This window comes from Paraburkholderia sp. BL17N1 (assembly GCF_003634175.1).
In the GTDB taxonomy this organism is placed as follows: domain Bacteria; phylum Pseudomonadota; class Gammaproteobacteria; order Burkholderiales; family Burkholderiaceae; genus Paraburkholderia.
Window position 1 is genome coordinate 2883193 of record NZ_RBIW01000002.1, and the last position, 10413, is coordinate 2893605.

10 protein-coding genes are annotated in these 10413 nt (G+C 63.2%); 4 read left to right on the forward strand and 6 right to left on the reverse strand.

Going from position 1 to position 10413, the window contains the following annotated elements:
• Positions 1-163: 163 nt before the first annotated feature.
• Positions 164-445, reverse strand: a complete 282-nt coding sequence (locus tag B0G82_RS32830; RefSeq protein WP_012426819.1) for a DUF3331 domain-containing protein — start codon at positions 443-445, stop codon at positions 164-166.
• 374 nt (positions 446-819) lie between these two features.
• Here B0G82_RS32830 and B0G82_RS32835 point away from each other — a divergent pair, with 374 nt between their 5' ends.
• Positions 820-1902 carry an AI-2E family transporter gene (locus tag B0G82_RS32835; RefSeq protein ID WP_121310317.1) on the forward strand — a complete coding sequence of 361 codons (1083 nt, stop codon included), beginning with the start codon at positions 820-822 and terminating at the stop codon, positions 1900-1902.
• 11 nt (positions 1903-1913) lie between these two features.
• On the opposite strand, the gene B0G82_RS32840 is transcribed toward B0G82_RS32835, so the two are convergent.
• Together B0G82_RS32840 and B0G82_RS32845 are read right to left on the reverse strand one after the other, a co-directional pair.
• On the reverse strand, positions 1914-2819 hold the full coding sequence (locus tag B0G82_RS32840) for an alpha/beta hydrolase-fold protein (RefSeq protein ID WP_121310318.1): 906 nt from the start codon (positions 2817-2819) through the stop codon (positions 1914-1916).
• Positions 2820-2993: 174 nt separating this feature from the next.
• Positions 2994-4103, reverse strand: a complete 1110-nt coding sequence (locus B0G82_RS32845; RefSeq protein ID WP_116121370.1) for an OpgC domain-containing protein — start codon at positions 4101-4103, stop codon at positions 2994-2996.
• A 528-nt stretch (positions 4104-4631) separates the two neighbouring features.
• Between B0G82_RS32845 and B0G82_RS32850 the strand changes: the two genes are divergently transcribed.
• Positions 4632-5792 carry a porin gene (locus B0G82_RS32850; protein ID WP_121310319.1) on the forward strand — a complete coding sequence of 387 codons (1161 nt, stop codon included), beginning with the start codon at positions 4632-4634 and terminating at the stop codon, positions 5790-5792.
• Positions 5793-5794: 2 nt separating this feature from the next.
• Here B0G82_RS32850 and B0G82_RS32855 read toward each other — a convergent pair whose 3' ends face one another.
• A complete protein-coding gene (locus B0G82_RS32855; RefSeq protein ID WP_121310320.1) occupies positions 5795-6718 on the reverse strand; it encodes a LysR family transcriptional regulator in 924 nt (307 codons plus the stop codon).
• A gap of 251 nt (positions 6719-6969) precedes the next feature.
• On the opposite strand from B0G82_RS32855, the gene B0G82_RS32860 reads away from it, so the two are divergent.
• Positions 6970-7971: an aldo/keto reductase gene (locus B0G82_RS32860; protein WP_121310321.1), complete on the forward strand. Its 1002-nt coding sequence runs from the start codon at positions 6970-6972 to the stop codon at positions 7969-7971.
• A gap of 134 nt (positions 7972-8105) precedes the next feature.
• Here the strand turns inward: B0G82_RS32860 and B0G82_RS32865 are convergent, their stop codons facing one another.
• Both B0G82_RS32865 and B0G82_RS32870 read right to left on the reverse strand, forming a co-directional pair.
• On the reverse strand, positions 8106-8435 hold the full coding sequence (locus tag B0G82_RS32865; RefSeq protein WP_121311000.1) for a hypothetical protein: 330 nt from the start codon (positions 8433-8435) through the stop codon (positions 8106-8108).
• Positions 8436-8659: 224 nt separating this feature from the next.
• Positions 8660-9247: an NUDIX domain-containing protein gene (locus tag B0G82_RS32870; protein WP_121310322.1), complete on the reverse strand. Its 588-nt coding sequence runs from the start codon at positions 9245-9247 to the stop codon at positions 8660-8662.
• Between the two features lie 122 nt (positions 9248-9369).
• Here B0G82_RS32870 and B0G82_RS32875 point away from each other — a divergent pair, with 122 nt between their 5' ends.
• Entirely contained in the window at positions 9370-10125 is a 756-nt protein-coding gene (locus tag B0G82_RS32875; protein ID WP_121310323.1) for a DeoR/GlpR family DNA-binding transcription regulator, read from the forward strand.
• The last annotated feature ends 288 nt before the right edge of the window (positions 10126-10413 follow it).

Here is a 10413-nt window from a genome sequence, read left to right on the forward strand (position 1 = left end):
TAACGCACGTGGCGAGGGGCCGCAATCAGAGGGTGTTTTACCCACGGCGTGAAGCAGGTTGCGCGCGATGCGCGTGCCGCTATGTGGGTTGGGCCGCCGGGCGAATCGGGCGCGTCAGGCGCATTGGCAGAGCGCGCACGCGACGCCGGCAGGGATTGATGCGTTACGCCTCGACGCACTCCAGCAGTTCAGCGCAGATCATGGCGGAAGCATTCAGCGGCGCTGGCCGCTCGGCCGGTTTGAACACGGCGTCGCCACGGCGAATCTTGCGGCGCGATACTGCACACGTTCCTGACGTATGTGCCGACCTGCGCCGCCACCGCTGCTCGCCGTAGTGACATTTTCCCGGCTCGACCCAGCGAATCACGAGCGTCGTGTCCGAGCGCTCGAGAATTTCGATGCGGACGCCATGGGTACCGTCAAGGGGGATGGACTCTAAGGTCATCGTCGTCGGCTCCGTATGTGTGGTGTGCCGAATGTAGTCCCGCGCGCGCCGGATAGCCATTGTGCGGCGGTTGAAACACTGTTCTTCAAACAGCAACAATAAAATTTGACATTCGCGCTATCCCGAAAAGACGGGCCTTCGCGGGCCATTGTCATGCTGAATTTACGATAGGTCGGATTTTTGCAACGCAGTGTTGTACGTAGTGAGACAAGCGTACCGCCTGCAAGGGGGCGCCGGGGCTTCCTTTAAGATGTGGTTATTGATGAGCGACCGGGCAATGGCAGTGTAGCGGTTTTGCATTTTTCCGGTCGGCTCGCGCACACACGCCGAAGAAAGCCCCTGAGGGGCACCTTCGAAAAACCATAAGAGCTCACATGAATTCACGCCCGCCTGTCGCACCGCCTGAACCGCCTGAGGTGCCGGACTGCCTGAAGAAGCAGAACGCGGCCTCGCTCGTGCTGTACATCGGCCTGGTCTTGCTGGCGTTGTGGGTCGTGCGCGACTTCATCGCGGTGGTGGCATGGGCCGCCGTGCTTGCGATCGCGCTGTGGCCGCTGTTGCGCAGGGTCGAGCGCAACCGCTGGTTCTCCGGCCGCACGACGCTGATCGCAGCCGTGTTGACGCTGGCGATCGCGTTGCTGGTCGTGCTGCCGGTGGGCATCGGCATTGCCCAGGCGCTGCGCGAAGCGCATGACATGAGCGAGTGGTTCAAAGACGCGCAGGAAAACGGCATCCCGTTGCCCGATTTCATCCAGCATCTGCCGTTCGGCGCGCAGCAGGCTGCCGCGTGGTGGCAGGCCAATCTCGCTCAGCCGCTGCGGGGATCGGCGGCCATGAAAGGGCTGCACAGCACCACGGTGATGACGCTCGGCCGGCACTTCGGCGCGCGCGCGGCGCATGCCGTGGCAGTGTTCGGTTTCATGCTGATCACGCTGTTCGTGATTTTTCAGGCGGGACCGCGCCTGTCGGGCTCGCTGCTCAAAGGCATGCGGCGTGGCTTTGGCGAAGACGGCGCGCAGCTTCTGCTACGCATGGCCACGGCGGTGCGCGGGACGGTGTCGGGACTGGTCGTGGTCGGACTCGGCGAGGGCGCGTTACTGGGCGTCGCCTATTTCGTGACGGGCTTGCCGCATGTCGCGCTGCTCGCGCTCGTTACCGCAGTCGCCGCCATGCTGCCGTTCTGCGCGCCGCTCACCTTCGGTCTCGCGGCCTTGTGGCTGGCCTCGCAAGGCTCGGTCGCGGCGGGTGTCGGCCTCGCCGTGTTCGGCTCGGTCGTAGTGTTCATCGCCGAGCACTTCGTGCGGCCGGTACTGATCGGCAACTCGACGCGTTTGCCGTTCCTGCTCGTGCTGTTCGGCATACTCGGCGGAGCGGAAACGTTCGGCCTGCTTGGCATCTTCATCGGTCCCGCGCTAATGACCGTGCTGATGGTGTTGTGGACCGACCTCGTGAGATAGTTGCACGAGTTTTACGGCCGCTGGTTTGACGGATGATCCAGCGGCGGCGGCTGCTGCTGCGGTTGCTGTTGGGGCTGCGACTTCACGCAACCGAGCGTGTATTTGAGCGCGGCGGGCAGCAGCGCGCTCCAGACGTCCCACGTATGACCGCCGTCGATTATGCGCAGCGCCGCCGGATTGCCCGCCAGCCGCAGGTGCGTATACAGCGACGACGCATCGGCCTGGATCGCGAGGTCGTCGTCCCCAGCGGCGATGAACATCGGCAGACGGTACGGCCGGCTCATGTAGCGGTCCCATTGCGCCGGATAGTTGAGCTCGTGCCAGATGCGCGCGTCGAATTCGCGCTCGCCGAACACACCGACCCGGCGCGCGGCCGACGCGCGCGGCGGCTCGTTTGGATAGATCGCGGGGCTGAGCAGCAGCGCGCCGCAGAAGCGCTCGGGTTGCGTCATCGCATAACGCAGCGCGCCGAAACCGCCCATGGAGACACCGCCGATCATCCGTGCGGCGCGTTGCGTCGAGACCGCATAGCGCGCCTCGATCTCGGGCAGCAGATCGTCGAAGAACGCGGTCTCCATCTTCTCCTTGCGATCGACGTACCAGTCCGTGCCGCCTTGCGGCATCACGATCACGACGGGCGGCATGTCCTTATGCTCGATTAATGCGTCGGCCGTGCTCTGCAGATGGCCTTGCGTGATCCAGTCGTTGGCGTCGCCGTTATTGCCGTGCAGGAGATACAGGACGGGCAGGCGGCCGGCGTCATGGCGATAGCCGGTCGGCAGATAGATCGTGTAGGCCCAGTCGCGGCCGAGCGCGTCGGAATGGAAGCTGCGGCTGATCACGGTGCTGGCGAGCACCGGCGCGCTGATCGAGGCTGCGCAGAGCGCAACGAGGGCGGAACGTAGGAATAGACGCATGTCAGAGTAGGAGGCCGCCGCGCGGGTCGGGCGCGGCCGTCATGCTATCAGGATCGGCGGAACATTTTGACCGCTAGCGAACTCAGCGGACGATTGCATGGAACATGAGTGAGTGGCGGAGAATGGCCCGGGACCGGCAGGCGGTGAGCCCGCGCCATTCCGCATGCATATCGCTCAGGGCGACGTGCGCAGCCGCCCGCCATACAACCGGCCGGCCAGACGCTTGAGCGGCTCCGCGCCCAGCGCCACCGCGAACAGCGCGCCGATCGCGATTGCATCCGCGAGCAGTCCGAGCGGATAGTTCAGATAGCCGTCCGTCGCCGCGTACAGCACCGAATCGACCACCAGCGAGATCACCGCGCCGGCGATAAAGCACAGCAACCCTTTGCGGCCGATCACGCCGACCCAAGGGACCCATTGCGCGAGCTTTCTTGCCCAGCCGAGCTGAATCAGATTGGCGACGAGCCATGCGACGGCGAGAAAATTGACAGCCCGCAGATAGGAGAGGTTTTGCTTGAGGCTGGCATCGAGCGGCTCGTGCTCGATAAACAGCTTGTAGTAAGCGGCGGCCGCGACCACGGCGAACGCCAGCAGGCTGACGAGCCAGCTCAGACGGTGTGCGCTCACGCGTTGATAAACCGGCTGGCAACGCGCCAGCACGCCGAGCACGAACAGCAACTGCCATGCGAACGGATTGAAATCCCAGTGCATGTCCGGCGCGGCGGGCAGGTAGGCGTCGATGGCCGGCGCGCCGGCCCACAACGCGACGCTGCCGGCCAGCAGCAGCCACGGCTTGCTGCGCGCGAGCGGCAGGATCATCGGCACCAGCAGCGCGAAGAACGCGTACATGGGCAGCACCGAAGCCAGATACGGCTGGCGGCGGAACAGCAGGATGTCGCCGAGCGCCGCGAGCGGGGTGTCCATCAGATCGTCGAGATCCGTGGTGGCGAGATTCGGCCCGTCGATGCTGAACGCGCTGAGCGCGGCGCTGACCAGCAGCATCAGCGCGGCGGTGACGAGGAATGCCCGGTAGATTTCCAGCGAGCGCCGCAGGAAGCGGCTGCGCGCGATCGTCTCGTTGCGCCGTTCGGCCAGCGCCGCGTAGGCCGTGGCGGTCGCAAAGCCGCCGAGGAACACGAACACCTCGGCGGCATCGCATAGTGCGTAGGCGTGCAGCGTGACGCGCGACAGAATGCTGCCGCCGATGTGGTCGACGACGATGATCAGAAGGACCAACCCCCGAAAAAAATCGAGTTCGATCAGGCGGGATTGCGACTTTTGCATTGTGTTCGCCAAAAGCAAACCCCGTGCGACGGCGCGCTGGTTCAGCGCGGCAGGCGTCTCACAAGGCTTTTAGAAATTGGATTGGGATGCCGGGGCGGATACGCGACCCGCGTCGCCGCTGTCCAACCGGCCGGACGCGGCACGGTTGCAGGAGGCGATAAAAGTGACCCGGGTGGCGGCGCGGAGTTCCGCTGCGCCGCCGCAAGAAGTTCGCGATTATATTTCTTTTCGTGACAAATCGGCTTGAGACAGGGCAAGGCGGCCCGCGCGGTGCGGGCGCGCCGCCGGTGTCAAGTCCGTGTGGCGTTGCGCCGTTTACCTCAATGAGCGCCGCGACAACAGGGCCCGCCGCACCAAGTGGAGATTTTGCAACGTTTTTAGATATCGACACGACACCCAATGGACGGCGGCCTAACGGCGTGTGAGGATTTCTGTAAAGCGCGTCGAGGTCGGTGCAGCACCTTGCGAGGCGCAAAGAACAAGCGGCCGGATCGAGTTGTCCCATTGCTCGAGTGCAGGGAGATCGTCATGAACAAGCAAGTGTTCGCGCTAGCTGTCTCCACCGCCATGTCCGCCGCTTTCGCCGCGCCCGCCCTGGCGCAGACGAGCGTCACGCTGTATGGCGTGCTCGACGAAGGCATCAACTACACCAACAATGTCGGCCGCGGCCATGTCTATGAACTGGCGAGCGGCTTTGCGCAAGGCAGCCGCTGGGGGCTGAAAGGCGCCGAGGACCTGGGCGGCGGCCTGAAGGCGATCTTCCAGCTGGAAAACGGTTTCGACGTGAGTTCCGGGCGGCTCAATCAGGGCGGCCGCATGTTCGGCCGCCAGGCCTTCGTCGGCTTGAGCGCGAACCGGTTCGGTACGTTGACGTTCGGCCGCCAGTACGATTCGGTGGTCGACTATCTGGCCCAGACCACGGCGAACGGCAACTGGGCCGGCTCGCTCTTCTCGCACCCGTACGACAACGACAATACGGACAACTCGTTCAGGCTCGACAACTCGGTCAAGTACACGAGTCCGTCGCTGTCCGGCTTCCAGTTTGGCGGCGTGTATAGCTTCAGCAACGACACCAGCTTCGCTAACAATCGCGCGTACAGTTTCGGCGGTCAGTATACCTATGGCGGCCTGCTGGTGGCCGCGGCCTATCTGCAGGCCGACAACCCCGGCAATGGCGTGAACGGTGCGATCACGGCGAACGACGCCAGCTTCATCGCCGCCCGCATGCGCGTGTTCGGCGGCGGCATCACTTACACGTTCGGGCCGGCGACAGCCGGCTTCGTCTATACGAACTCGAACTATCTGGACCCGACCGGCAACGGCTATCTAGGCGTGACGCCGCTCGTGCCGCCGGGCGTATTGCTGAACTCGCTGAAGTATCAGAACTTCGAGGTGAACGGCAAGTATCAGATTTCGCCGATGCTGTTCGTCGGCGCGCAGTATGTGTACACGATGGAAACCTACGACGCCTCGACCGGCGGCGTGAAGCCGAAAATTCACTCGTTCGGTTTGATGGCGGATTACAACCTGTCCAAACGCACCGATGTCTACATCCAGGGCCAGTATCAGCAGGTGACCGGCGACACGACCTATTCGATTCTGGACGATGCCTTCAACGTCGGCACGCAGTCGCCGTCATCGACCTCGAAGCAGGTCGTGGTGCGCGCGGCGATCCGGCATAAGTTCTGATTTCACCTTGCCTGACCGTACCGCGCGGGCGTCCTGGCGCCAATCAACTCCGCCACCCAGTCGACGAAAATCCGCACGCGCGGCGCCAGATGCCGGCCATGGGGAAATACCACCGACACCGGCAGCGGCGGCGCTCTCCAGTCCTTCAGCACTTCGACGAGCTCACCGCTCTCGAACAGCAGCGCATCCACGCCGCCGACCGGCCCCTGAATCATGCCGAGTCCGGCGAGGCAACAGCCGATATAGGCATGCGCGCTGTTGACCGAGACGGCGCTGCGCATTGCCACCGTCTTCAGTTCGCCTTGTTCCAGATATTCCCAGTCAAGATCGCGCCCGCTGCGGCTGGAGAAAAAACCGACCGCGACATGCTCGTCCAGATCGGCGGGCGTACGCGGCAGGCCATGTTTCTCGATGTAGCCGCGCGACGCGCAATTGAACTGCTCGAACTCGCCGATGCGCCGCGCGACCAGCGTCGTGTCGCTCATGCTGCCGACCCGCACCGCGCAATCGACGCCGTCCTCGATCAGATCGATCATGCGGTCGGTCGCGCTCAGCACGACGCGAATGTCCGGATAGCGCGCGAAGAAATCCGGCAGCGCGGGAATCACCACGTGCAACGCCAGCCGCTCCGGCAAGTCGACGCGGATCACACCGCGCGGGCCGGTGGTGACATCGGCGAAGAGCGCCTCGGCGTCGTCGATATCGGCTAGCACCTGGACGCAGCGCTCGTGATAAGCGGCGCCTTCGGGCGTGAGCGCGACGCGCCGCGTGGTGCGCTGAAGCAGCCGCACGCGCAGATGGCTTTCCAGGTATTGGATCGCGTTGCTCACGGTGGGGCGCGGCAGCTGCATCTGCTCGGCGGCCTTGGTGAAGCTGCCGAGTTGCGCGACGCGCGCGAAGATTTTCATGGCCTGCAAGTGATCCATCGACGATGCTCTCCGTCTGAGCCCGCTCGGGCCGGGTTCGGTGGCTTTCCATTGTGCCGATTGTTAACCGTTTTCGACCAATCTGATCGAGCGGCGCGCCTTTATCGCTAGGCGGGCCAGGCGCAGAATGCCGCTCAGAGTTGGCGAACCCGCCTGTAAGCGCGGCCTCAGGCGCGGCTGCAAGCGCACCTTCAGACACGCCGGTTCGCCGTCATCCTCAACGCGATCAAACGACTTCGGGAAGGCACGCAATGAATACACGTCAACTGGGCCAGCAAGGCCCGCGAGTTTCCGCCATCGGCCTCGGCTGCATGGGCATGTCCGATCTATACGGTCCGGCCGACCGCGACGAAGGCATCGCCACGATTCACGCGGCGCTCGACGCCGGCATCACGCTGCTCGACACGGGCGACTTCTACGGCATGGGCCACAACGAAATGCTGATCCGCGACGCGCTGCAAGGGCGTCAGCGCGAGAACGTGGTGGTCAGCGTGAAATTCGGCGGAATGCGTGATCCGGCCGGCGGCTGGATCGGCTTCGACGCGCGGCCGGTGGCGGTGCGCAATTTCCTCGCTTACACGCTGCGGCGGCTCGGCACCGACTATATCGACATTTACCGTCCCGCGCGACTCGACCCGGCGGTGCCGGTCGAGGAGACCGTCGGCGCTATCGCCGATCTGGTGAAGGAAGGCTATGTGCGTCAGATCGGCTTGTCGGAAGTCGGCGCGCACACGCTGCGCCGGGCGCGGGCCGTCGCGCCGATTGCGGATCTGCAAATCGAATATTCGCTGATGTCGCGTGGCATTGAGGCCGAAATCTTGCCGGTGTGCCGTGAACTCGGCATCGGCATCACGGCGTACGGCGTGTTGTCGCGTGGTTTGCTGAGCGGCGCGTGGTCGAAAGAGCGCGGCGCGCAGAAGGATTTTCGCAGCGTGAGCCCGCGCTTTCAGGGTGAGAACCTCGAGCGCAATCTGGCGCTGGTCGAAACGTTGCGCGGGATCGCCGACGCGCGCGGCACCAGTCCGGCGCAACTGGCAATCGCGTGGGCGCTGTCACGCGGCGACGACATCGTGCCGCTGGTCGGCGCACGGCGCCGCGGCCAGTTGACGGATGCGCTCGCCGCCACCGGCTTGAAACTGGGCGCCGACGAACTGGCGCGCATCGAAGCGGCGATTCCGCCTGACGCCGTGGCGGGCTCGCGCTACAACGAAGTGCAGATGGCGCATCTGGACAGCGAACGCAGCGGGCATTGATCGGCTAATCGATCAGCCAGCAGTGGGAAAAGGGAAGAGGTAAAACGAATCGCGCGCCTTGGATAAGGATTATCACAAGGCGCGCGGATTGAATGCAGTGAATATCGAGCAGTGTATTTAAACCGGATTAACGCTCAATTCATCACGTAATTCTGAAACAGAATGCCGACGATCACGCCGAACGGAATGCCGAAGGTCCGGCCGCGAAGCGTGGCGTTGATGTCTTCATCCAGGACGAAGCTGCAGCGGCGCTCGCGCCACACGGTTTTGTAGGCCAATGGCCTTGCATCGACGATGACGATGGAAATCAGCGCGGTCAGGATAACCTGTTCCAGCGCATGCAGTTTGGCCATGAACGGCGAAAATTCGCCGGCATTGCACAGGAGCACCATGACGACGGCGGCAATCAGCGTGCCGAAGAAAAAACCGCTCATGAATCGGCTTGCTGAACTGAGAGAATCCATTTGAACCTCGGCTGTATGCACCGCCTTGACAAAAAGCGGCGCATCGAAAATATTCTGACGGAAAGGTTTTCCATTCGATAAAACCGGCACCGCCTTGACTACGGCGCCGGTCGACCTCAACGGGATACGCAAGAATATTTTTATTGCCTTGTCCAACCTATCGTCCTTTTCCTAATGCCGCTTAAGATCAGTCCGAAAAGTACGGAAACTCGCCATGTTTTGAGCTAGGTGCCGAACAGATTTAACCTGGCGTACTGCAACAGCATGATGGTCTTTCCGTCGACGATCTCGCCGCGCTCGATCATCGCCAGCGCATTCTCCACCGGCAGTTCCAGCACCTCGATGTCCTCGCCTTCGTCAGCGAGGCCGCCGCCCGTGCCGACTTTCGCCACTGCATCGTATTCAGCGACGAAAAAGTGCAGCTTCTCCGTGACCGAACCTGGACTCATGAAGGCCTCGAAGACCTTGCGGACGTCGTGCACACGGTAGCCGGTTTCTTCCTCGACTTCCGCGCGAATCCGCTCTTCCGGCGACGCGGTCTCCAGCAGCCCGGCCGGCGTCTCGATCAGCATGCCGTGATGACCGTTGACGAACGCCGGCAGCCGGAACTGCCGCGTCAGCACGACCGTGCGCCGGTGCGGTTCGTAGAGCAGCAGCGTTGCACCGTTGCCGCGGTCGTAGGTTTCGCGGCTCTGGCGCTGCCAACTGCCGTCGGCGCGCCGGTAGTCGAAGGTGGTTTTTTTCAGCACGTACCAGTCGTCCGACAGCACTTCGACGTCGACAATCCTGACCCGTTCGGCGGTTTCGTTCATGGCTCGTATCCTGTCAGTGGGAAACGCGGTTCGCTCCGTATGCGAATCATGGTATCGTGCGATATCGCGCAAAAACAAGTAATTTCGTGCAAACCCGCGAAAATCCGCTGAGGACCACCGCCATGCTCACATCGCAAAGAAAGCAGCTGATACTCGACGCGCTCAAGCGCAACGGGCAAGTGATCGCTAAAAGCTTGAGCGCTGAATTCGAAGTCTCCGAGGACACGATTCGCCGCGATCTGCGCGAACTCGCCGCCGAAGGCCAGCTTCAGCGCGTGCATGGCGGCGCACTGCCGGCGTCGCCGGCGGCAGTGGATTTTGCCGGGCGCGAGCGGATCGAATTGGCGTCGAAGGCGGCGATCGGCCGGGCGGCGGCGGGCATGATCGCGCACGGCCAGATTGCGTTCGTCGACGGTGGCACGACGGCCGTGCAACTGGCGCGCCATCTGCCGCGCGACTTGCGGGCGACGATCGTCACGCATAGCCCGAGCGTTGCCGTCGAACTCGCGGAGCATGCCCAGCTCGAGGTCGTCATGATCGGCGGCCGCCTGTTCCGGCATTCGATGGTCAACGTCGGCGCCGCGGCCATCGAAGCGCTCAGCCACATTCGCGCGGACCTGTATTTCATGGGCGTGACCGGCGTGCATCCGCAAGCGGGCCTGAGCACCGGCGATAGGGAAGAGGCCTATGTGAAACGCGCGTTCGCGGAACATGCCGCGGAGACGGTGGTGCTGGCGTCGGCAGAAAAACTTAATGCGGCCTCGGCGTATAAGATCGCGGATGTCACGGCGGCCAGTGCGATCGTCGTCGAACAGAACACGGATGAGGTGTTGACCTCGCCGTTCGAGGCCTTGGGCATCAGCATCGTGCGTGCATAGTTCGGGATACTGATTAAAAGACCAAAGAATAAAGCGCCATAAACCGCTGTAATCCCGTGAATATGGCGCTTCATACCGGATCCGTTATTTGCGAGATAGGGCACAAAATTTGACGCACGCTGCGGCGAATTAACGCGATAATCCGGCCCCTTGCCCTCTGTGGGGCAAGGAAAGGCAACGCACGGTAGTTCAAGGTCAATCAGATCGACCGCGGCGCGATCGAAGTGACGGTCGTCGCAGGTCGCCGGTACGCCCGGACGTTAGATAGCGTCCGCGGTTCGAATGCCT